The sequence below is a fragment of the Arthrobacter sp. Soil736 genome (assembly GCF_001428005.1).
In the GTDB taxonomy this organism is placed as follows: Bacteria; Actinomycetota; Actinomycetes; order Actinomycetales; family Micrococcaceae; genus Arthrobacter.
Map to the genome: position 1 here is coordinate 73,132 of NZ_LMSB01000002.1, position 21,775 is coordinate 94,906.

General features: G+C 63.6%; 18 protein-coding genes and 4 pseudogenes. 10 read left to right on the top strand and 12 right to left on the bottom strand.

From position 1 onward, the window contains the following. Positions 1–159: 159 nt before the first annotated feature. From ASG92_RS02720 to ASG92_RS27045, 10 genes and pseudogenes are all read left to right on the top strand, one after another. Positions 160–948 (top strand): hypothetical protein, encoded by a 789-nt coding sequence (locus ASG92_RS02720; protein WP_056624116.1) that lies wholly within the window; start codon positions 160–162, stop codon positions 946–948. A 73-nt stretch (positions 949–1,021) separates the two neighbouring features. After that, positions 1,022–2,350 (top strand): extracellular solute-binding protein, encoded by a 1,329-nt coding sequence (locus ASG92_RS02725; RefSeq protein ID WP_056624118.1) that lies wholly within the window; start codon positions 1,022–1,024, stop codon positions 2,348–2,350. 9 nt (positions 2,351–2,359) lie between these two features. Then, entirely contained in the window at positions 2,360–3,334 is a 975-nt protein-coding gene (locus ASG92_RS02730) for a sugar ABC transporter permease (protein WP_056624121.1), read from the top strand. Beyond that, positions 3,334–4,227 carry a carbohydrate ABC transporter permease gene (locus ASG92_RS02735; RefSeq protein ID WP_056624123.1) on the top strand — a complete coding sequence of 298 codons (894 nt, stop codon included), beginning with the start codon at positions 3,334–3,336 and terminating at the stop codon, positions 4,225–4,227. The genes ASG92_RS02730 and ASG92_RS02735 overlap by 1 nt, the downstream gene beginning before the upstream one ends. Before the next feature lie 51 nt (positions 4,228–4,278). After that, positions 4,279–5,034 (top strand): sugar phosphate isomerase/epimerase, encoded by a 756-nt coding sequence (locus tag ASG92_RS02740; RefSeq protein WP_056624125.1) that lies wholly within the window; start codon positions 4,279–4,281, stop codon positions 5,032–5,034. A gap of 55 nt (positions 5,035–5,089) precedes the next feature. Then, positions 5,090–5,261, top strand: a pseudogene (locus ASG92_RS27040) (gfo/Idh/MocA family oxidoreductase); the annotation flags it as partial. An 89-nt stretch (positions 5,262–5,350) separates the two neighbouring features. Beyond that, on the top strand, positions 5,351–6,553 hold the full coding sequence (locus ASG92_RS02745) for a Gfo/Idh/MocA family oxidoreductase (RefSeq protein ID WP_056624128.1): 1,203 nt from the start codon (positions 5,351–5,353) through the stop codon (positions 6,551–6,553). Position 6,554: 1 nt separating this feature from the next. Continuing rightward, positions 6,555–7,586 (top strand): sugar phosphate isomerase/epimerase, encoded by a 1,032-nt coding sequence (locus tag ASG92_RS02750; RefSeq protein ID WP_056624131.1) that lies wholly within the window; start codon positions 6,555–6,557, stop codon positions 7,584–7,586. Between the two features lie 141 nt (positions 7,587–7,727). Beyond that, positions 7,728–7,907: pseudogene (locus tag ASG92_RS02755) on the top strand (ROK family protein); the annotation flags it as partial. Between the two features lie 50 nt (positions 7,908–7,957). Further along, positions 7,958–8,502, top strand: a pseudogene (locus tag ASG92_RS27045) (ROK family protein); the annotation flags it as partial. On the opposite strand, the gene ASG92_RS02760 reads toward ASG92_RS27045, so the two are convergent. The 12 genes and pseudogenes from ASG92_RS02760 to ASG92_RS02815 form a co-directional block, all read right to left on the bottom strand. Continuing rightward, a complete protein-coding gene (locus ASG92_RS02760) occupies positions 8,393–9,907 on the bottom strand; it encodes a VWA domain-containing protein (RefSeq protein WP_082579254.1) in 1,515 nt (504 codons plus the stop codon). The pseudogene ASG92_RS27045 and the gene ASG92_RS02760 overlap by 110 nt on opposite strands. A gap of 111 nt (positions 9,908–10,018) precedes the next feature. After that, positions 10,019–10,673, bottom strand: a pseudogene (locus tag ASG92_RS30390) (hypothetical protein); the annotation flags it as partial. Positions 10,674–11,650: 977 nt separating this feature from the next. Next, positions 11,651–11,815, bottom strand: a complete 165-nt coding sequence (locus ASG92_RS27050) for a hypothetical protein (protein ID WP_346762976.1) — start codon at positions 11,813–11,815, stop codon at positions 11,651–11,653. A 468-nt stretch (positions 11,816–12,283) separates the two neighbouring features. Beyond that, a complete protein-coding gene (locus ASG92_RS02775) occupies positions 12,284–13,783 on the bottom strand; it encodes a CoA-acylating methylmalonate-semialdehyde dehydrogenase (protein WP_056624145.1) in 1,500 nt (499 codons plus the stop codon). After that, positions 13,783–14,808 (bottom strand): Gfo/Idh/MocA family oxidoreductase, encoded by a 1,026-nt coding sequence (locus tag ASG92_RS02780; protein ID WP_056624148.1) that lies wholly within the window; start codon positions 14,806–14,808, stop codon positions 13,783–13,785. The genes ASG92_RS02775 and ASG92_RS02780 overlap by 1 nt, the downstream gene beginning before the upstream one ends. Then, entirely contained in the window at positions 14,805–15,692 is an 888-nt protein-coding gene (locus tag ASG92_RS02785; RefSeq protein ID WP_082579255.1) for a sugar phosphate isomerase/epimerase, read from the bottom strand. Before ASG92_RS02785 ends, ASG92_RS02780 begins: the two co-directional genes overlap by 4 nt. Continuing rightward, positions 15,689–16,468, bottom strand: a complete 780-nt coding sequence (locus tag ASG92_RS02790) for an SDR family oxidoreductase (protein WP_056624151.1) — start codon at positions 16,466–16,468, stop codon at positions 15,689–15,691. The genes ASG92_RS02785 and ASG92_RS02790 overlap by 4 nt, the downstream gene beginning before the upstream one ends. Positions 16,469–16,470: 2 nt before the next feature. Next, entirely contained in the window at positions 16,471–17,484 is a 1,014-nt protein-coding gene (iolG, locus tag ASG92_RS02795; RefSeq protein WP_056624155.1) for an inositol 2-dehydrogenase, read from the bottom strand. Further along, on the bottom strand, positions 17,474–18,529 hold the full coding sequence (locus tag ASG92_RS02800) for a Gfo/Idh/MocA family oxidoreductase (RefSeq protein ID WP_082579256.1): 1,056 nt from the start codon (positions 18,527–18,529) through the stop codon (positions 17,474–17,476). Before ASG92_RS02800 ends, iolG begins: the two co-directional genes overlap by 11 nt. Beyond that, a complete protein-coding gene (locus ASG92_RS02805; RefSeq protein WP_056624159.1) occupies positions 18,526–19,458 on the bottom strand; it encodes a hydroxyacid dehydrogenase in 933 nt (310 codons plus the stop codon). Before ASG92_RS02805 ends, ASG92_RS02800 begins: the two co-directional genes overlap by 4 nt. Before the next feature lie 77 nt (positions 19,459–19,535). Then, positions 19,536–20,552, bottom strand: a complete 1,017-nt coding sequence (locus tag ASG92_RS02810; protein ID WP_056624162.1) for a LacI family DNA-binding transcriptional regulator — start codon at positions 20,550–20,552, stop codon at positions 19,536–19,538. 2 nt (positions 20,553–20,554) lie between these two features. Continuing rightward, positions 20,555–21,766, bottom strand: a complete 1,212-nt coding sequence (locus tag ASG92_RS02815) for a Gfo/Idh/MocA family oxidoreductase (protein WP_056624165.1) — start codon at positions 21,764–21,766, stop codon at positions 20,555–20,557. Positions 21,767–21,775: the final 9 nt, after the last annotated feature.

Genomic DNA, 21,775 nt, shown 5'->3' on the forward strand with positions numbered 1-21,775 from the left:
CGCCAACGGTTACGAGGCGGAATGGGAGTTCCTTGCGCTCCTGGCACGGGGCGAAGCCAGCCCTCCAAGCGCCGACACTCTTATCCAGGATCTGCAATTCGCACTCGCAACAGCCGACGCGGCGGCGTCSGCAGCACTGAAACGACAAGAGGCMGCAGCATGAGAACCACATTCGACGTCCATGCGGACGACGGGGCCGCTCAGACGGGCGCCATAGCATCTGTCATTGCGTCCCTGCCCATGTCCCTCGCGCCGGGACAGGCGGMTACGGCGGCGCTGSAGGGCATGACCGGCACGAATGGCTGGGCGCATCGAGCCGCCGAAACCATCACCAAGGGTGCATCCGGGGTCGCGGTGATCGCGCCGGAGCCAGGCGACACTCAGTCGCTTGAAAGCCTGGCGGCCAGCGCGTCGGTACCCGTGGTGCTGGGCTTCCGCTGGGCTTCCAACCCTGCGGTAGCCCAGGCAGCGGAGGTCTATAAACGGGCAGTCCCTGACAGTGCGCTCGTTGAAGTAACCGCCTACATACGCGGCAGCATTCCAATCGAGCAGGTGAGGGCTGAACTCCTGGTGCTGGCCGGAAGGCTTCTGGGACCACTGGAGRACGTTCGCACTCTTCGCACCAACAAAAATGGGTTTGCCGTTGCTGCCACCCTCACCGGGTCGGGGGCTCCCCTGACCATAGCTGCCGTAGTCTCAAGCGCTTTGAACAACGACGTGCGTGTCCGGATGCTCACCAAGAACGGTTGCGTCGACCTCTTGATCCCGGCTCCTGACACCGCTCGCCCGGCAATGCTGAAGAGGACAGACCCGCAGGGGGCACTGATTTCTCCAACCATTTACGAGTCATCCCACCGCGCAACCTGGAAGCGCCTGGCAGCTCTCGCTGCCAGCGGTTCCACTGCACCGGACCTCGCGGAGTTCCGGGCCGCGATCTCATATCTCTAGCAGTTCCAGTTCCAATTTATCCATCTCAACGACGAGCAAGGCCCGGGGCACCAGGCCAGAACAGGAAAGAACAATGAAGAATCCCAGCAGCACTACCGCCAAATCGGTCTCCCGCCGCGGTTTCCTCGGACTCACGGCCGCAGCAGCCGCAGTTCCGCTCCTGGCAGCCTGCGGCGGTGGCAGCGCGTCCCAAGGCGGGGGCGGCGGCGCAGGTTCCACCATCAAGTTCTGGGACATGCCGTGGGCCACRCCGGCCTACAACGATGCCGCGAAGGGCATCGCTGAGGGTTTCTCCGGAGCCAACGGCAGTAAGGCGTCTTACCAGATCATCCAGTGGAACAACTTTTACCAGACGTTCTCCTCGGCCATTGCGTCCAAGACCGGGCCGGCGGTGTCCACCGGTAGCGGTTTCCAGGCGTTCCAGTTTGAGCGGCAGGGCCAGATCGCGTACGCGGACAAGGTGATCGACAAGCTCAAGGAAAACGGCCAGTTCGATGACTTCCTGCCCGGCGTGCTGGAGCCGTTCAAGTTGGACAAGGGCTACGTTGCTGTGCCGTGGCAGMTGGACATGCGCGTGCTCTGGTACCGGAAATCCCTGTTCGAGAAGGCCGGCGTGGAGGTACCCAAGGACTGGSCCACCCTTCTCGAGGCGGGCAAGGCCCTGAAGAGCATTGGCGCCTTCGGCTTCGCCACGGGTTCCGGCGCGGGCAACAACATGGGTAACCACGCCATGATCATGATGATGCTTAACAACGGCGGCGGCCTGTTCACCAAGGACGGCGAGCTCGATGTCCTGAATGACCGCAACGTCGAGGCCGTCGAGTTCCTGCTGGAATTGGTGTCCAACGGCATCATCGACCCTGCCGCCGTCAGCTACACCAGCGAGAACCTCAACGCCCAGTGGAAGGACGGCAAGGCGGCCTTCGGTCCCTTCGTAACCGGCGTTCCCGAGCGCGTGGGCGACACGTCGGGCGATATCGTGGTGGCCAGCCCCATCGCCGGCCCGCACGGCGACAAGCACGGCCTGGTCTTCCTGAACAACATCATGATGTACACGAATACACCCTCCCAGGAGGTCTCGGAGGAGTTCCTGGTGCATTACCTGGGCGGAATAAAGGAACTGTGGCAGAAGAAGCTGATGAACGCTCTGCCGGTCTTCAAGTCCATCACCGAACTGCCCGAATTCACGGCGGACGCCAACAACGTCAAGATCATCAAGGAATGGCAGCCCATCGCCAAGACCTTCGCCGCCCAGGGAACTGCGCTCAACGCGGACCTTGCCGCTGTGGACGGCGGACAGGCACTGAACCAGTTCACCCAGACTGTCCTGACCGGCAAGACCGACGCCAAGTCCGCCCTGCAGGCCTTCGAGTCCGGCCTCAAGTCTGTCCTGAAGAAGTAAGGGCCGACCATGTCATCCAACACAGCGCAGTCCGGCCTGGTCCGGGCCCRCCGGGGGCTTGCCCCCGGCGGGCCCGGGGGCGGGTCCCGCAACGGCAGCCTGAACCGCAAAAGCAAGCTATCGGCGCAGACTACCCGCACGTTCTTCTGGCTGCTGATCCCCTCCGTCATCCTGCTCGTGCTCATCCACGGCTACCCGCTCTTCTATGCAGGTGTCCAGGCCACCCATGACGGCAACCTGATCGAGACCGGCAACTTTGTCGGAGCCGAGAACTTCACCGCCGTCCTGTCCTCACCCGCGTTCTGGAAGGCGGCCCAGTTCACCCTGTTGTTCACCGTCGTGGGTGTCTTCGGGTCCTGGCTGGTGGGCCTGGGCCTGGCGCTGCTGCTGCGGACGAAAATCCCGGCGGGCAACACCTTCAAAGTCCTGCTGCTCCTGCCCTGGGTGGTGCCGATCGTGGTCTCCTCCACCTCCTGGAGCTGGCTCGTAAGCACCCCGGACAGCCTGATCCCATCCATCTTCCGGAACATTGGACTCGGCACGCCGCTCTTTCTGGCGGACCCGACCCTGGCCGCCATCACGGTTTGTATTTTTAAGGTGTGGGTCAGCTTCCCGTTCATGATGATGATGATCTCCGCGGCCCTGGCGTCCGTGGACGGCACGGTCTATGAAGCCGCCAGCATGGACGGTGCCACCAGGTTCCAGCAGTTCAGTCAGATCACCCTGCCGCTGATCGCCCGCTCCACCTATATCTCCTGGATCCTGATGACCATTTTCTGCGTCAACGACTTCCCCACGATCTACCTTCTGACTGGCGGCGGCCCTGTTGACGCCACCACTTCACTGGTGGTCCTGGCCTACCGCACCGTCTTCCAGGACTTCGCCACCGGCCCCGGCGTCGCCATTGCCTTCCTCATGACCCTCACCCTCGTGGTGATCTCGGTCATCCTGTACCGCCAGATCCGAAAGTCGAGCGTCGAATAATGAGCGCAGTACTCCACGCACATCCAGAATCCGGTCCGGAACTCGGCGTTGCACAGCCCGCCAAGAAAAAGCGTGTGCTCTCCGAGGCAGGCATGCGGGGCCGCTGGTGGCGCTTCACCGCCATCCTGCTGATCACCGCCGTGGTCCTGGTGCCCATCGCCGTCACCATCATCCTGGCGCTGACCCCCGCGGCGAACAGCACCGCCACCGGACTGACCTTCGAAAACATCACCCGGGTGTTCTCCACCACCCTCGCCGGAACGTGGCTGCAGAACAGCCTCATCACCACCCTGGCCACCGTCATCGTCTCAGTCGCCGTCGCCGCACCCGCCGGCTACGTCCTCTCCCGCGGCCGCAACAAAGCCGTCTCCGGCTACTCCCTGCTGCTGTTCGTCATGCAGTCCCTGCCCATCATCACCTCCATCGTGCCGCTGTTCATCCTGTTCGCCGGGATGGGCCTGGTGGACAACCTGTTGGGCCTGACCATCATCTACGTGGGCTCCACCATGACCGTGGCCACCTGGATGATGGCCGCCTACTTCGACTCCATTCCCGTCAGCCTTGAAGAGGCCTCCTGGATCGACGGTTGCTCCGTCTTCGGTTCCTTCAGAAAAGTGGTCCTGCGGAACTCCCTCCCCGGAATTCTCTCCACCGCGATCTTCTCCTTCCTCCTGGCCTGGAACGATTACCTCGTAGCGATCGTGTTCCTGCGCTCCACCGAGATCTTCACCCTCCCTGTGGGCGTGCAGTCCTTCTTCCAGCAGAACCAAACCGACTGGTCCGGCGTCATGGCACTCGCCGTGATCATGATGCTTCCGCCCGTCATCGTCTTCGCCACCCTGAACAAATACTTCAGCGTCGGCGGCATCGGCGGATCCCTCGCCGGGCGCTGACACCGCCGAAAAACCAACTTCCAGAACCACCAGCTCCCGCAAAGGAACGCAATGTTCTACTCACTCCAGCTCTACACCCTGCGCAACGCCATCCAGGAGGACCTGCCCGCCACCCTCCGCAGGGTCGCGGAGATCGGTTTCACCCAAGTGGAGCCCTACAACTTCGTGGCCACCGCCAAGGAACTCGGCGCTGCCCTGAAGGAGAACGGCCTCACCGCACCGTCCGGCCACGCACCGCTGCTGAGCCAGGACCAAGACGGGATCTTCGCTGCAGCCAAGGATCTGGGCATCACCACGGTGATCGATCCGTTCATCCCGGCAGACCGCTGGCAGTCTGCGGAGGACGTCCAGGCGACGGCCGCCCAGCTGAACGAGGCAGCCAAAAAGGGTGCCGAATACGGCATCCGGGTGGGCTACCACAACCACCAGTGGGAGCTGGAGTCCATCATCGAAGGCCGGACCGCGCTCGAGTACTTTGCCGACCTGCTGGACCCTGAGCTGGTTCTGGAGGTGGACACGTACTGGGTAGCCGTCGGCGGCCAAGACCCCGTGGACATCCTCACCAAGCTCGGGAACCGGGTGAAGTTCATCCACATCAAGGACGGGCCMTTGACCACCGACACCAAGGCCCAACTGCCAGCGGGCAAGGGCAAGATGGCGGTCCTGGACGTCATCGCAGCAGCAAAGTCGCTCGAAGCGGGAGTGGTGGAGTTTGATGACTACGACGGCGACATCTTCGACGGCATCGCCCAGAGCCTGAAGTTCCTGCAGGAGTCCACCTCCGCCACGGCAGCAGCAGAAGCCTGAGCGCCCATCCCCGCYGAACGCCGCAACCGRACACGGTCCGGTAGGCGTTGCCGTCATCGGCGCCGAGAACATCAGCAAGCAGTACCTRGACAACCGCACCGTTTTCCCGGGACCTCAAGGTGCACGTCATCGCGGACCTGTTCGAGGAGGTGGCGGAAGCCCGGGCCAAGGAATATGGCATCCCCGAGTGGGGCGGAGTGGAAAAGGCGCTGAACCACCCGGACGTCGCAAGCTCCGCTCCGGTTTTCCCGGCCGCCCTCGCTAAGGACCGGGCACCTGGAACCGGCACTCTCTAGAAAGCAAGCAGGAACCCATCATGACCATTCCCCCACACCCGTCCGACCGGCAGCCGTTTGCCGGAACTCCCCGTCCGCTGGGCGTAGCCGCGATCGGTTACGCCTTTATGGGRAAGGCGCACTCGAATGCGTGGCGAAATGTGGCCAGCTTTTTCGATGTCCCGGCCTTCGAGCAGAAAGTGCTCGTCGGCCGGGATGCCGTACAGGTAGCAGAAGCAGCCGCCACGTACGRTTGGGCGGAGTCCGCCACGGACTGGCGTTCCGTCATCACCCGGGACGATATCGACATCGTGGATATCTGCGCACCGGGCTGGATGCACGCCGAGATCGCCATCGCCGCCCTTGAGGCCGGCAAGCACGTGCTGGTTGAAAAGCCGCTTGCCAACACCCTTGCCGAGGCCGAGCTCATGAGCGCAGCTGCTGCAAAGGCCCGCGCCCGCGGCGTGCAGTCCATGATCGGGTTCAACTACCGACGGGTCCCGGCCCTTGCACTCGCCAGGGAACTGATCGAGGAGGGCCGCCTTGGCACCATCCGGCACGTGCGCGCCGCTTACCTCCAGGACTGGCTCGCAGATTCAGCATCACCCGTGACGTGGCGGCTGCGTAAGGAGACCGCGGGTTCCGGGGCGCTCGGTGACATCGCCTCGCACGCCGTCGACCAAATCCAATACCTCACCGGACAAGTCATCCTCGAGGCATCCGGGGTGTTGAAGACCTTCGTCACCCAGCGCCCCGGCCCGGAAGGCCTGGAGGACGTCACGGTCGATGACGCTGCGTGGGCTACCTTCTGGCTCACCGATGACATCGCCGCCTCCGTCGAAGCTTCCCGGGTGGCCACCGGCCAGAAGAACAGCCTCCAGATCGAGGTCTACGGCACGGAAGGCGCCTTGACCTTCGACCTGGAAAATCTCAACGAACTGAAGTTCCTRGACGCCACCTCCCCGGTCCGCGAGCAGGGCTTCCGCCGGATCCTCGTCAACGAACCCGAGCACCCCTACCTGGCGGCGTGGTGGCCGCAAGGCCACATCATCGGCTGGGAGCACACATTCACCCATCAGATCCGCGACTTCCTCACCGCCATCGCCACAGGTGTTGCTCCCTCGCCCTCGTTCGAGGAAGGCCTGCAGGTCCAGCGCGTCCTGGCAGCCGTCGAAGAATCAGCCAACAACAAGAGCACTCTGACCGTCGTGGACGACAACTCGCTTGTCACCGAAGGAGACTGACATGCCCCGCCCGTTCACCCTKTTCACCGGCCAGTGGGCCGACCTGCCCTTCGAGGAAGTCGCCAAGCTGGCCTCCGGCTGGGGCTATGACGGCTTGGAGATCGCCGTCTCCGGCGACCACCTGGACGCCTGGCGCTGGGACGAACCCGGCTACGTCGACTCCAAACTGGAGATCCTGGAGAAGTACAACCTCAGGGTCTGGGCCATCTCCAACCACCTCACCGGCCAGGCCGTCTGCGATGACCCGATCGACTTCCGGCACCAAGCGATCGTCCGGTCCAGGGTCTGGGGCGACGGCGACCCCGAAGGCGTCCGCACCCGCGCCGCCGAGGAAATGAAACACACCGCCCGGCTCGCCARGGCACTGGGCGTGGACACCGTCGTCGGGTTCACCGGCTCCTCCATCTGGCAGTACGTCGCCATGTTCCCGCCCGTCCCCGAAAAGGTCATCGACGCCGGCTACCAGGACTTCGCCGACCGCTGGAACCCCATCCTGGACGTCTTCGACGAAAACGGCGTCCGCTTCGCCCACGAAGTCCACCCCTCCGAAATCGCCTACGACTACTGGACCACCGTCCGCACCCTCGAAGCGATCGGCCACCGCGAAGCGTTCGGCCTGAACTGGGACCCGTCGCACATGATGTGGCAGGGCATCGATCCCGTCTCCTTCATCTGGGACTTCAAGGACCGTATTTACCACGTGGACTGCAAGGACACCAGGATCCGCCAGACAGGCCGGAACACGGTCATGGGCTCCCACCTGCCTTGGGGCGACCCCCGCCGCGGCTGGGACTTCGTCTCCGCCGGCCGCGGTGACGTCCCCTGGGAAGCGTCTTTCCGCGCCCTCGCCGCCATCGGCTACAACGGACCCATCAGCGTGGAATGGGAAGACGCCGGCATGGACCGCCTCCACGGCGCGCCCGAAGCCCTCGCYAACCTCAAAAAGTACGATTTCCCGGCCTCGCAGACCAGCTTCGACGCCGCCTTCAGCASCAAAGAYTTAACTGTTGAAAGAACTGCTGACAACGGCTGAAGTGACAACCCGCGTTGTCACCGATCCTGAAGGCACCAAAGTCGCCGCTATTCGGCTGAAAGCCGCCTGCCTCGGTTCGCTGCCACGCAGATGCCAGACKCGGCAAATTCATAAACAGCTAACAGAGGACCAAACACAGGCATGACCTCACTTTCCATGATCGGCATCGACATCGGCGGMACCGGCATTAAGGGCGGCATCACTGACCTCACCACTGGCCGTCTGGAAGGAGATGGGGTACACATCGCGACCCCAAGTCTGCGCACGCCGCATGCCGTCGCTGACGTTGTCGCAGAGGTAGTCCGGGAACTGGAGCAGCGATTTGTGACCCCGTTGACCGGTGCCGCGGCGACGCCGGTGAATTCTTGATNTGGAAGGAGATGGGGTACACATCGCGACCCCAAGTCTGCGCACGCCGCATGCCGTCGCTGACGTTGTCGCAGAGGTAGTCCGGGAACTGGAGCAGCGATTTGCAGCGCAGTCAGTGGGGGCGCCGGTAGGKGTTACTTACCCCGGGATCGTCCAGCACGGCGTTGCCCGCTCAGCTGCAAACCTGGACCCTTCGTGGGTTGGCTTCGATATTCAAGCCCTCTTCACAGATCGTCTTCAACGAATTGTCGAGGTCATCAACGACGCGGACGCTGCTGGCTTGGCGGAAGCGAAATTTGGTGCTGGCAAAGATGTTAGTGGCACAGTCCTGGTAATCACGCTGGGAACAGGGATCGGTTCAGCATTCGTATCCGATGGTAAACTCGTGCCCAACTCTGAACTGGGTCACCTCGAGATCGACGGGTTTGACGCTGAAACTAAGGCCTCGGCCGTCGCCCGCGAGAGAAACAACCTGAACTGGGAGCAATACAGCGTGGTCCTTCAACGCTACTTCTCTCACGTTGAATTCCTCTTCTCCCCCGACTTGTAAGCAGGCTGTAGCCGGCCAGCTCCTGGCAAGCGTCGATGTACCGCCCCACGGACGCGAAGTCCCTTGTGCTGAGAGCCGCCGGCAAAGCTGGAAACTCTGCCGGGTCAGGCAGCCCGAAAGCGTAGGTCAGCTTGGCCCACTGGACCTCGGTGCCGTCGCCGTACCCATCGCCGTCGGTGTCACCGCCCAGAGGGTCCGTCGTCCAGCTCAGCTCATCGGAATCTCCAAGCCCATCGGCGTCGGTGTCGGCACGCCACACCGAAGTTTCCTCATCGAGCTCGGCGGGATCAGAGAGCCCGTCCCCATCCGTGTCGGCCTTAGCGGGATCGGATAGCACCTGGAAAGTATCCGACGCCGTCGGGATGCCGACGTCGGCACCGAGAGGACGGACCTCGTCGCCGTCAGGCAAACCGTCCTTGTCCGTGTCCGCATCGAAGGGGTCTGATGTGTAGCGCAGCGCCGTGCCGGGGCTGTGCGCTCCCTGGATCTCAACGCAGTCGTTGAGCCCGTCGTTGTCGGAGTCGCGGGTGATCCCCTCGTCTCCGCCGGTGTCATCGCTGATGCGGCGGAAAGCCTCGGGCAGCTGGTCGGCGCTGGCGACCTGGTAGTACTGGCCGCCCGTTTCGGAGGCGATGGTGCTGAGCAGGCCGGTGTTCACGGCGTTGCCGAGACCGATGGTGTAGATCGTGATGTTGCTCTGCTTGGCCTGCTGCAGGTAGTACGGGTTCCAGGATCCGTCACCGTCGGTCAGCAGGATCATGACCCGTCCGCGGTCCGGGTCGTTGTTGTTGATCAAGACACTGTTGGCGGTGCTGACGCCTGCGCAGATGTTCGTGCCGCCGAAGTCATCAATGCGGTTGATGGCGCTCTTGACGGCCTCTTTGTTCGTTGTCAGGGGCTGCAGCACGCGGGCCCGGCTGTCGAAGTCGACGACGGCGGCGCGGTCTTCGGCCAGCAGCGCGTCGACGAAAATCTTCGCGGCGTCCCGGCGCAGGCCCTCCGGGTCGTTCCAGCTCATGGACCCGGACGAGTCGATAGAGAGGGCGAGGTCAAGGAAGACTACGTCGTCTCCCCCGCCGTCCGTGCGTACCCGGCACGGGTTGTCTTTCGCTTCCCAGGTCTGGCCCCAGTTGACGATGTCGAAGACGGCGTAGGTAGAGAAGTGGTCGACGGTGACAGTGACCGTACCGGCAGCAGCGTCCACGCGTTGGTCGGCTTTTACCGGAACCCAGGCGTTGGCGTTCTCGTCCAACCAGAAGACGCGCGCGCGTGGTGGCCTCACCCGACGGCAGGGAGGCTGCGTCATAAGGCAACGTGACGTGCGCCTGGACCATCCCCTCACCTGGGGACTCGAACTCGAAGGCCGGGCCAAGTTTGGCGCCGACTTTCGTGCGTAGGTCATCGGCGGGAACCTTGGCGATCCGGGCACCAAGAGCGGACTGACCGGCTCCTACTACCTCCGCCGAGGCGCGCTCGGGACCCTCCACAGAGACAGAGAGCAGTTCATCCGCGNCGGACTGACCGGCTCCTACTACCTCCGCCGAGGCGCGCTCGGGACCCTCCACAGAGACAGAGAGCAGTTCATCCGCGTCCCGGACGCCGTCACCGTCAGTATCGGGGTTGGTCGGGTTGGTTTTAGCTCGCAACTCAGCGCCGTCGCGCAGGGAATCGCCGTCGGTGTCGGCACGTAGGGGGTCCGTTCCGTGGGTTGGCTCCTGGGCGTCGGTGAGGCCGTCGCCGTCCGTGTCGTGGTCGACAGCGGAGGTTCCTGCCGACTGCTCCTCTGCCGCAGTCAGCCCATCGCCGTCGTGCTCTTCCTCGGCGTCCTGCACGCCGTCGCCGTCGGTGTCCGCCTTATTCAAGGCCAACACAGCCATTGCATTGAACTCAAAGGAGTCCCGCAGCCCGTCACCGTCGGTATCGAGGGAAAGTGGCGAGGCACCCACGGTGAGCTCAGCACGGTCAGGTATGCCGTCCCCGTCGCGGTCGCCGTCGTAGTTGATGCCGAGTTCTGCCAGCGCGTTCGTGCCGTGTCGCCAGGCTGTCCCGAAATGGGTTTCGGCGGCAACGGGCAAGCCCTCAGCGAGGGCAGCACGAGCCTGTTCGAGCGCCTTCTCGGCCGACGCCAGCTCCCGTTCCGCATCTGTACGGTCTGAGGCGTTGAGCATCACATTTGAAGACGTTGGCGAAGAGAGAGCGGTGCGCGCGTCCGCGACGGCGGTCTCGGAGGTCAGGCGGTCCGCGAGCAGCAGGTCTGTCAAAGCCGAGGACAGGATCTCTTTGGCTGCCGCGTCCGTGGCTTTGCTCACCGCNGACGGCGGTCTCGGAGGTCAGGCGGTCCGCGAGCAGCAGGTCTGTCAAAGCCGAGGACAGGATCTCTTTGGCTGCCGCGTCCGTGGCTTTGCTCACCGCGGAGTCCATGTGGGAGATCAGCTGGAGGTCATCGCGGAACGCTTGTTGACCGTTAAAGCCCTCCCGGTAGCGCACGCCGTCGACGTAGCCGCCCACCGTTCCCGCCACAGCGTCGATCCGGGCCGGCCCAGGGGTCTTCAACCCGGCTGGTTTCAGTGACGCCACCAGCACGTCTTTGGCCCCCGCACTCGTGACCTCGAAGGTCGCGCTGGCTGCCGAAGCGATTTCGTTAGCGAGGCTGTTTGTAGCCTGAACCGGTCCCGCAGGACCGATGAGCTGAGTTACTGTCGCGAGGACCAGAGCAAACGCAATGCCTGCAGACTTTAGGAATTACCGCGCCACGTCAGCCCCTCGAACCCATGATCGTGGCCGTCCCGGCCAGGGAAAGCTGTTCAGCCGTCCGAAGGTTCAAGCCAGAACTCGGTACAGAGCCAAAAAAGCCTTGGCAAACCAAGGACGTCGGCGTTGTGTCACGAACAGATTTATGTGCAGATATGTGGCGCGCTGCGCGCAGTCCCCCAACAAGCATCGTTGCTCCCCAGCAAGCGTTTGGATAGTTGAGCTCAAAGTACGGGAACAATTATCAAAAGAATAGAGAAACCCTATGAGTAATGACGCGAACAAGATGACAAGTCCGGTCAATAACTGAGACAGAGTTTGAGGCGGGTTTCCATGCCCAGGCGTTAGATTCTATGACCTTGGCGCCGACCATTTCAGCGGCCACTTTGCCGTCCTAGCCGCTGGCGGTTTCGGAGTGGTGGGTGCTGGCGTGAACGGTGAAGTCCTTCCGGCGCTTCGGCGCCTGGTTCCTGGCCAGCAAGGTCTTGACCCATTCGCGCCGGACTTTGGTGGCGGATTTCATGGCCCTTTTGAGCTGGGAATTATTCGACAGGCTCATGAGACAGATCGGCTAATCGATCCTCGGGGCCCGACCGCTCCATGCGGAGCCGGCAGAGGAGTGTCGAAAAAAGAAGGGCCCCGAAAGGGCCCTTCGATTCGTTCCCTCAAGGAAAGGGGCGGGCTGCCAATACCCCAGCTCCAGCGGCCCAAACAGTTTCCAATCCATACTGCCACCATGAGCGGGTTGCCCCGCCTACGGCTTGGTTTCCTTCAGACGTTGTTGAATGGGCTGATTTCATAGTGGTCCTCCTATTTCTCAAATTTCGACGATTGTTGTGGTCCTTCTGACGAAGGTGTTTCGCTTGCAAACCGTTCTTTCGAAAGTTTCGCTCACTCAATAGCCGCAAGAAACTGAGGATCAGCAGTCCCGCCCCGCCATTTTTTCTGTCTACAAATGTCGACCCGAAAAAGGCCCTCGCGCCCGGAAACTCAACGAATCCGGGCGCGAGGCCCACGTAACTTCGGGCTAGTTGGACGGGAAGTTGTAGGAGGCACCGGAGGCGTGGCTAGCTTCGGGCCAGCGGGAGGTGATGACCTTGCCGCGGGTGTAGAAGGAGACGCCTTCGGGGCCGTAGATGTGCTTGTCGCCGAAGAGGGACGCCTTCCAGCCGCCGAAGGAGTAGTAGGCCACGGGGACGGGCAACGGCACGTTGATGCCGATCATGCCCACGGTGACGGAGCGCTGGAACTTGCGGGCGTTGGCGCCGGAGGAGGTGAAGATGGCGGTGCCGTTGCCGTAAGGGTTGGAGTTGATGAGCTTGATGCCGGCGTCGAGGTCCTCGACGCGGACCACCACGAGGACGGGTCCGAAGATTTCCTCGGTGTAGGCGGTCATTTCGGTCTTGACGTGGTCAATCACGGTGGGGCCCACCCAGAAGCCTTCTTCATGACCGGGGACGACGAGGGCGCGGCCGTCCACCACCATCGCAGCGCCGGCCTTCTCGGCCTCGGTGATGGTCTTGACGATGAACTCGCGGGATTCGGAGCTGATTACGGGACCCATGTCGGCGTCGGGCTCGGTGCCGTTCTTGACCTTCACATCAAGGGCGCGTTCTTCGACTTTCTTTACCAGCAGTTCGGCGGCATCGCCGACGGCGACCGCAACAGAGATCGCCATGCAGCGCTGCCCGGCCGAACCGAACGCGGCGGCGGCGAGGTGGTCGGCAGCGTTGTCCAGGTCGGCGTCGGGCATGATGATCGCGTGGTTCTTCGCCCCGCCCAGGGCCTGGACCCGCTTGCCGTGCGCCGTGGCCACTTCGAGGATGTGCTTTGCCACAGGGGTGGAACCCACGAAGGAGATGGCGTCCACGTCCGGGTGCGTCAGCAGCCCGGAGACCACCTCACGGTCGCCGTGCAGTACCTGGAAGACGCCGTCGGGCAGGCCGGCATCCTTCCAGAGCTTGGCCAGCAGCATCGCGGCCGACGGGACGCGGTGCGATGGCTTGAGGATGAACGCGTTGCCGGTGGCAATCGCCATCGGGGCCATCCAGAGCGGCACCATGACCGGGAAGTTGAACGGGGTGATGCCGGCGACGACGCCGACGGGTTCCCGGAAGGAGAAGACGTCGATCCCGGTGGAAACCTGGTCCGAATACTCGCCCTTGAGCAACTGCGGGATGCCGCAGGCGAACTCGATGACTTCCAGGCCACGGCCGATCTCGCCTTTCGCATCGGAGAGGACCTTGCCGTGCTCGGCCGTGATCAGGGCGGCGAGCTCGTCCACGTGGGATGCGACGAGTTCGCGGAACTTGAACAGCACCGCTGTGCGTTTGGCCAGGGAAATGTCGCCCCAGGACTCGGCCGCCTTCTTGGCGTTGGCCACGGTGGTGTCGAGGTCTTCGCGGTTGGCCAGACGCAGCTGGGCTGTCACGGCGCCCGTGGCCGGATCATAGACGGGCTTGGTGCCCGTTCCGCTGCCGGCGGACTCGGCTCCGCTGATGAAATGATTGATGGTGGTGGTGGTCATTACTGCTCCTGTGAGAGGTGGTGCTCCGCGGCGTGTACGTCGGTGACGGTGCGCGGCAAGCCGGTGGCGAGTGATTCCTGGAGTGCGAGGCGGACCGCCAGGTTTTGTTCGGTCAGTTCCCTGTTGACGAGCTCAGGTCCGGAGTTGCGTACCCACGCGCTGAAGCGTTCGATTTCGGTCTTGAATTGGTCTTCTCCAATGTCGAAGGATTCGGTCCGTCCGTCCCGGAGGGACACGGTGACCCGGGCAATTTCCCCAGGGTCCGGGTCGAATGCTTGGTCCAGGGTGATGTGGCCTTTCGTGCCGATGATCTGGAAAGTGTTGGTGCGCGGGCCTTCGAAGCCACAATCCAGGGTTCCCAGGACGTCCCCATAGTCCAGGATCGCGGCCACGGTGGTTTCCACCGGGTCTGTGCGACTTGCGCCCTTTCCGTAGACGGTTTGCGGAGCGCGGCCCATGACCATGTTCATGATGTCGAGGGCGTAGCAGCCGACGTCGTTGAGCGCACCTCCGTCCATTCCCGGCTGGAGGCGGACCTCACCGTCGGTTCGGTCCATGGCGAAGTGGAAGCGGGCGTGCATGGACACCAGGTCACCGATTTTGCCTGAGTCGATGAACTCTCGGACCTTTTGGTGCTGGGGGTGGAAGCGGTACATGAATGCTTCCATTAGGTTCACGCCGTTGCGTTCGCAGGCTTCCAGCACGCGGCGGTAGTCGTGGGTGTTGGCGACGAGCGGTTTCTCGCAGAGGATGTCCTTGCCCGCTTCGGCGGCCGCAACAATCCAGTCGGCGTGCAGCGAGTTGGGAAACGGGAGGTAGACGACCTCGATGTTCGGATCGGCCAGCAGTTCCTCGTGGGAATCATAGGCAACCGGGATGCCGAAGCGTTCGGCGACTTCGGTGGCCTTTCCGTTCGGGCTGCTGATGGCCGACGCCACGGCGTTCCGGGCCCGGCTCATGGCGGGCAGGAACCTGTCTTGGGCTATCCGTGCAGTGGTCAGCACGCCCCAGCGGACGGCGCTCACTGGCTGATCTCCGAATCGAGTTGGCGCAGGAACGCAACTGACTGGCGGACGTCCCGGACGGGACCTTCATCGGTGGGTTCGGATTCGAGGATGGTGTCCTGCTCCATGGTGAACCACCCCGGGTAGCCGGCGTCCAGCAGGTCCCGGACGATGCCTGCGATGCCGACGTCGCCTTGCCCCAGCGGCACGTACATGCCGGTCTTGACGCCGTCGGTGTAGGAGATCTCGCCGGCCTGGACGCGCTGTGCGATAGCCTTGCGCACGTCCTTCAGGTGGGTGTGGCCGATGCGTCCAGCGTAGTCCCGGACAAGCAGGCTGGGGTCGGTGCCGCCGATGAGCAGGTGGCCAGTGTCCAGGCAAAGGTTCGCGGCGGTGTCGTTCAGGACCCGGTTGACGTCCGAGGTGCTTTCAATCATGGTTCCGACGTGGGGGTGGACCACTGCCTGGATGCCTTTGTCTGCGGCGGCCTTGACCACGGCGTCGAGGTTCCTGCCGAACAGGTTCCAGCCCTCGGCGTCGAGCTCGTGCCGTTGGTCGTACCCTGCAACTCCGGTCTCCGCTGCGAGGACCATGATGCTGGCCCCGGCAGCTTCGTACGCGTCCAGCTCAGCCGACACGACGTCCAAGGGGTTCTTGGACGGATCGTGAAGGATGACCGGGAAGAAGCCGCCGATGGCCTGGAGGTTGTGCTGCTTCAGCACGGCCGCGCGTTGGGCAGCTTGCTCGGGCAGGAACCCGGCCGGGCCAAATTCGGTGGCGCTGATGCCCAGTGCGGTCATTTCGGACAGGACTCTGTCCGCCTCAAGCTGGTAACCCCACCCCGGTACTTCGCAGACGCCCCAGGAGATGGGGGCTGCGGCGAGGCGGTTGGTGATAGTGCTCAATCTGATCCTCCGTATACGTTCTGGTCCCAGTCGATGACTGAGCCGGTGACGACTCCGCTCCTGTCGGAGAGGAGAAAGACAATGAATTCGGCGATCTCGTCCACTTGTCCGAGCTTCCCCATGGGGACGGATGCGTTGGCCTTCTCCAGCCAGTCCTCGCCTGCGCCGTGGAATTTCTTTTGGGTTTCGGCTTCTCCGTCCGTGGCGGTCCAGCCAATGTCGAGGCCGTTAATGCGGATCTTGTCCCATCGGTGGGCATGTGCGGCATTGCGGGTCGCCCCGGCCAGGCCGGCCTTGGCCGCGACGTAGGGTGCCAGATATGGCTGGCCGCCGAGCTCTGCGATCGAGATGACGTTCACGATGCTTCCTGGCACACCCCTGCTACGAAGATGCTTGATGGTTTCGGCCATGATGAAGAACGGCGATTTCAGGTTCACCGCGATGTGCGCATCGAAGAGCTCCGGTGTGGTGTCCAGCATGGTGCCGCGGGTGGTCAGGCCGGCCGCGTTGACCGTGCAGTCGAGTTGCCCGAAGGCCGAGACTGTCTCGAGCACGGAGTTCCGGGCCTGTTCAACGTCGGCGAGGTCGGTCTTGATGAACCGGGTTTCGACGCCGGAGGCTGTGATCTCCGCCGCGAGTCGGTCGCCTGATTCCGCGTTCCGGCCTGTGACGGCGATGCCGGCTGCACCTTCGGCAGCTGCGCGCCGCGCGACTCCGGCCCCCAACCCCTGGGTGCCTCCACTGATGAGGATCACCTTGTCCTGGAGAAGTGACATGCCTACTCCTGTCCGATCTTCACGACGCGGCCGGAACGAGCGGACTCTTCGGCAGCGTTGGCCAGTACGAGTGCCTGCAGGCCGTCGTCGAAACCTGGGCTGCATGGGATTCCCTCGCGGATGAAGCGCACAAAGTTCTCCAACTCGAGGCGGTAAGCCTCGGCATAGCGCTCCAGGAAGAAGTGCAGATAGGGGTCGGATTCTTCGGCGCCCGTCGCGCTGAATTTCCGGACGCTTGTCGGGGTTAGGTTGCCTGCGGTCAGCATTCCCTCGCTGCCGAATGCTTCCAGGCGCTGGTCGTGTCCAAAGGCGCTGTGGCGGGAATTGATGATCGTGATCTGCTCACCACCGCGGCCTCTGAGGTTGATGACGACCGAGTCGAAGTCGCCAGCCTCTTCGATGTAATCGCAGAACAGGTTCGAGCCCGTCGCAGATACCTCGATGATGTCAGGGACGAAGAACCGGGCCATGTCCAGGTCGTGGATGCTTTGGTCGCGGAAGATGCCGCCCGAGGCAGCGATATATGCAGCCGGTGCAGGTGCAGGGTCGCGGCTGATAATGGTCAGCTGTTCCAGGCGGCCGATTTCTCCTGTCTGGACCCTCGCCTGGACAGAAGCGAAGTTTGGGTCGAAACGGCGGTTGAAGCCGAGCATCAACGGCGTTTCACTGTCGCGCAGGCTGTCCCGGCAGGACAGAACTCTGTCGAGGTCCAGGTCGATCGGCTTTTCGCAGAGGGCAGCGACGCCATGTGCTGCGGCCCGGGAAATCAGGTCGACGTGGGTGCTGGTGGGCGAACCGATGATGATGGCATCCAAGCCGTCGCTGGCGAAAACTTCGTCTGCGGTGGCGACGGCGCGGGCACCGGTTCCCTCTGCGAGGGCTTGAGCGCCCTCGATGTAGGGATCAGCGATGAGGGCCAGCTCCAGCTCAGGATTGGCAAGGATGTTGCGGGCATGGACTTGCCCGATGCGGCCGGAACCGAACAGCGCAACTTTGAGGGGTCGGTCAGTGGACATGTGAGAGGGTCCTTTCTAGCGGGCTGCCCGGAGAAGACTGGGCTTGGATTGTTACTTCAGGGTTGACGGCAACGGTTGCCCCGCCGGCGTTCATGGACTGAATCAGTGCCTCGGCCACGCGGGTGGCGTTGAGTGCATCCGTTGCCGATGCCAAGGGCGACGGAGTTCCGGATGCCAATGAATCCACCCAGGCTTGGGATTGCAGCCGATAGGCGTCGGCAAACACAGGCCTCCAGTCGTCCGCGTAGCTGCGGGAGCGGCCGAGTCCCTGATTCACCATGGTTTGTTGCGGCCGGGCCAGTTCCAGGCTGCCCGTTTCCCCCACCACTTCGCAGCGGACGTCGTAGCCGTAACGGGCATTGAGGAACACGTCCACGATCGTGAGGACGCCGTTGGCCGTGCGGAGGTGGAAGACCTGAGGATCCTGCCTGCTCCCGTCCACTGACGTGCTCCTGGGGGCGTGCCAGCTCACGGTTTCGATGGGCGAATCCAGCAGCCAGGCGGTGATGTCGATTTCGTGGATGCCGGAGTTGGTGATGGTGGACGCCGAATCCCCGCCCGGATAGGACCGGACGTTGCGGTGGGAACTGAGCATCATGAGCGGCTGCCCGATGACACCTTCGCGCAACTGCGCTTTCAGGCCCTGGTAGGCCGGGTGGAAGCGCCGCATGAACCCGACGGAGATCAGCGGATTTCCCCTGACCGAGGATGCCTCCAAGCTGACGAGGTCCTGGCATTCCCCCACCGCGGGGGCGAGCGGCTTCTCGCACAGCACGGGCTTGCCCGACGTGAGGCAGGCTTTCACCTGTTCGGCGTGGGCGGTGTCGTGCGAGGCGATCAGCACTGCGTCCACGAAGGGGGAGGTGATGAGTTCCTCAGCGGACTGGAAACTGCGGGCACCGGTTTCGGCCGCCACGGCCTTTGCACGGTCGTATACGGTATCGGCGACCGCCGTCACCGTGGCGCCGGAGACGTTGCCCTGCAGGACACGGGCGTGCTCTGCGCCCATGACGCCGGTTCCGATGACCCCGATCCGCACGGTCATGGCGCCGCCACCGCCGCCGGAGCCCTGCCTGCAAGGACGTCGACCGCGCCCTGCGCGGCGTCCCTGACCGTGTGCGCCATGCCTTGACGGGTGAAGCCCATCAGGTGCGGGGTCAGGACGACGTTTTCATGGTCGAACAACGGGTGGTGCGCGGGCGGTTCGGGATCGTACACGTCCAGGCCGAGCCCGGAAAGGTGTCCGGACTGCAGTGCCTGGTGGGCGGCGTCGAGGTCAATCAGGCCTCCGCGGCTGCAGTTGATGAGAATCGCTCCGGGCTTCATGGCTTTGAGGCGGTCGGCGTTGATGAGGTTGTGGTTTTCGGGTGTCAGGGGCACGTGCAGGGTGGCGAAGTCGCTGCCCGCGAGAAGCTCTTCAACACTGTCGCAGCGGATCTCCGCGGGAATCTCGGTGAACGGATCGTAGGCCAGGACCTTCAGCTCGAAGGCATCGGCGATGCGCGCCACCCTGCGGCCGATACGGCCGTAGCCGATGATGCCCAGCGTGAAACCCTCGAGGTCTCCGACGTCGACGGCGGCACGCTGCTCCCAGCGGCCCTCACGGACCAGGGCGGTCAGCGGAGAGAGCTTCTTGACGAGCGCCAGCAGGTGGGCGAACACGCCTTCAGCTACCGAGGCCGTGTTGCTTCCGGGCGTGATGACCACCGGGATTCCACGCCGGTTGGCCTCGGCGACGTCAACCAGGTCGGTTCCGACGCCGGTCCTGGCGATGACTTTGAGGGCCGGCATGCGATCCAACAGTTCCCGGTCCACGCGGTAGGCGGCCCTCACGATCGCGGCATCAGCGGTGGCCAGATCCTCAGCGGTAGGGTCCTGGATGAGTCGCTGGTGCTCGGAGAGCAGCGGTTCCACCAGGTCTGGTTCGACGCTGCCGAGAGCGACAAAGATTTGGGGTGTGGTTAAAGAAGCCATCGTCATCCTTGAAGATGTGGGTATGGGGGCTGCGCCGGGAATGGCGCCGCTATGGGTGTTTCTAGAAGCCTGGTGTTTTAGAGGCCGAGGAGGCTGGATTTACGCACGACCAACCGGGGCGTGACGGAGTGGTGGACGAACCCGTTGCCCTCACCTTGGATTCGTTCCAGGAGGGTTTTGGCTCCGGTGATTCCAATGGTGGAGCTATCGGGGTCAACGGTGGTCAGTCCCAGGCGGGGCATGGCACCCAACGCGATGTTGTCGTAGCCGGTGATGGCAACTTCCACGCCCCGTTCATCGGCAGCCGTCATGGCGCCGAACGCGGCGAGGTCGTTGATGCAAGCCAGCGCTGTGGGACGCTGGTGCCTGGACCGGGAGCCCAGGGCCCTTTGAGCGGCAACGTAGCCGGACTCCTGGAAGAAGTCGGCGTCGACCACGCGGATGTGGCGGTCCAGTCCGTGTTCTTCCATGGCTGCGGCATACCCATCCACACGTTCCCGACCAACCGAGCCACCAAGCCCGCCGAGGTGCACGATGTTCTGGTGTCCTTGGGCGATCAGATGCTCAACAACCATGGCCATGCCGTGGGCATCATCGCTGCGAACCACATCGGCGGTATCGATGTAGTCCGGTCCGCCGCCGGCAAAGACGACAGCCCCGCCGGAAACGGCCCGGCTGAACGGGTGCTGGTCAGGCACCGTTCCAACCACCAGCAGGCCCGCTACGCGCAAGTCCCGGAAGGCCTGGAGGATGGACTGGTCCACTCCCCTGCCCGCCGCCGTGACCGCGCTGAAGAGGACCGTGTGTCCGGCCTCTTCAAGTACGGTCCGTGCGGCATCGGCGACGTCAAACGCCCACGGGTTGTGCAGGTCGCTGACCAGCACACCGATGGTCCCGTTGCTACGGGTTGAGAGCGACCTGGCGGCCATGTTGAGCTCGTAGCCCATCTCCTCCACAACCTCCAGCACCCGCTGGCGGCGTTCGTCACTGACGCGCGGTGAGTCGCGCAGGACGAGCGAGACCAAGGACTTGGATACGCCGGCACGTTCGGCCACGTCCTTGATCGTTGGCCGCCGGGCGGATGCAGTCGCCATCGCTACACCCGCGCTGCCGTGGTGCCGTGGATTTCCTCGATCTTCTGCCACTGACCGGACAGCGAGGACGCTTCGGCCGCGCTGACAATAGCGGCAGCGGACGCGGCATCGTGGATGTTGGAGTTTTCCTGCACCCCGCCGGTGACGGCGACCAGGAACTTTTTGGCCTCGATGACCTTGAGATCGTCAAAGCCCATACTGTTGCCGGGGCCGGGCTGGAAGTGCGCGTAGTCCCCGTGGCGGGGGCTGGCGTTGACCGTGGTGTAGCCCTGCTCGTCGTTGTTGCGACCCAGGCAGACCTTGAGTTCGTTCATGCGCTCAAAATCCCATTTGAGCGAGCCTTCGGTCCCGTAGACCTCGATCTGGTAACCGCATTCGGGCCCAACGGCAACGCGGGAAGATTCGATGGTGCCGACGGCCCCTGCTCCGCGGGCGGACGGGCCGAAGCGGACCAGCGCTGCTGCGTAGTCCTCATTCTCGACCTCTCCCATTTCACCGTTTTCGATCACTGCGAAGTGCGTTCCGGACCCCATTGCCAGCTTGGGGCGCTGCGTGTAGACCGTGCTGGTGAGCGCGGTTACCTCGGCGATGGGACCAACTACATATTGGCACAGGTCCGTTGCGTGGCTGAACAGGTCGGCCAACACGCCGGTCCCGGCGAGCTTCCGGTCAAAGCGCCAGGACAGCGCCCCGTTGGGTTCGGACGCGTACCCCGAGAAGAACACCGCGCGGACGTTGGTGACGCGACCGAGGCGGCCATCGGCAATGAGCTTCCTGGCGTGCTCTACCGCCGGTGCGTGGCGGTAGTTGTATCCGATGGACGTCACGACGCCGGCCTCCACGGCGGCTTGCTGCACGGCTGCGGTTTCCTCGTAGCCGCGTCCGACAGGCTTTTCGATCCAGAAGTGCTTACCCGCCTTGGCTGCTGCGATGCCGATTTCAGCGTGCAGGAAGTTGGGGGCGCAGATGGAAACGACGTCTACGTCCGGGTGGTTCAGGACGTCGTGGTAGTCGGTGGTTCCCTCGGCGTACCCGAGAACGTCGCGGGCGTAGTCCACCCGGTCCGGCGCCGTGTCTGCCGCGATGACGAGCTTGGTGGTCAGGCCAAGCTCGGGGTAGGCGTAAGGGACGGTCTGGTAGGCGCGCGAGTGGAGCTTTCCCATCCATCCGACGCTGATGAGGCCTACACCGACGGTGCGGGATTCTTGGCTCACGTTAATGCC

What these genes read in the sequence shown, in the direction of transcription:
- ASG92_RS02735 (WP_056624123.1), top strand. Translation starts at nt 3,334, where the DNA reads ATGAGCGCAGTACTCCACGCACATCCAGAATCCGGTCCGGAACTCGGC.
- ASG92_RS02760 (WP_082579254.1), bottom strand. Translation starts at nt 9,907, where the DNA reads ATGACCTACGCACGAAAGTCGGCGCCAAACTTGGCCCGGCCTTCGAGT.
- ASG92_RS27050 (WP_346762976.1), bottom strand. Translation starts at nt 11,815, where the DNA reads ATGAGCCTGTCGAATAATTCCCAGCTCAAAAGGGCCATGAAATCCGCC.
- ASG92_RS02775 (WP_056624145.1), bottom strand. Translation starts at nt 13,783, where the DNA reads ATGACCACCACCACCATCAATCATTTCATCAGCGGAGCCGAGTCCGCC.
- ASG92_RS02790 (WP_056624151.1), bottom strand. Translation starts at nt 16,468, where the DNA reads ATGTCACTTCTCCAGGACAAGGTGATCCTCATCAGTGGAGGCACCCAG.
- iolG (WP_056624155.1), bottom strand. Translation starts at nt 17,484, where the DNA reads ATGTCCACTGACCGACCCCTCAAAGTTGCGCTGTTCGGTTCCGGCCGC.
- ASG92_RS02800 (WP_082579256.1), bottom strand. Translation starts at nt 18,529, where the DNA reads ATGACCGTGCGGATCGGGGTCATCGGAACCGGCGTCATGGGCGCAGAG.
- ASG92_RS02805 (WP_056624159.1), bottom strand. Translation starts at nt 19,458, where the DNA reads ATGGCTTCTTTAACCACACCCCAAATCTTTGTCGCTCTCGGCAGCGTC.
- ASG92_RS02810 (WP_056624162.1), bottom strand. Translation starts at nt 20,552, where the DNA reads ATGGCGACTGCATCCGCCCGGCGGCCAACGATCAAGGACGTGGCCGAA.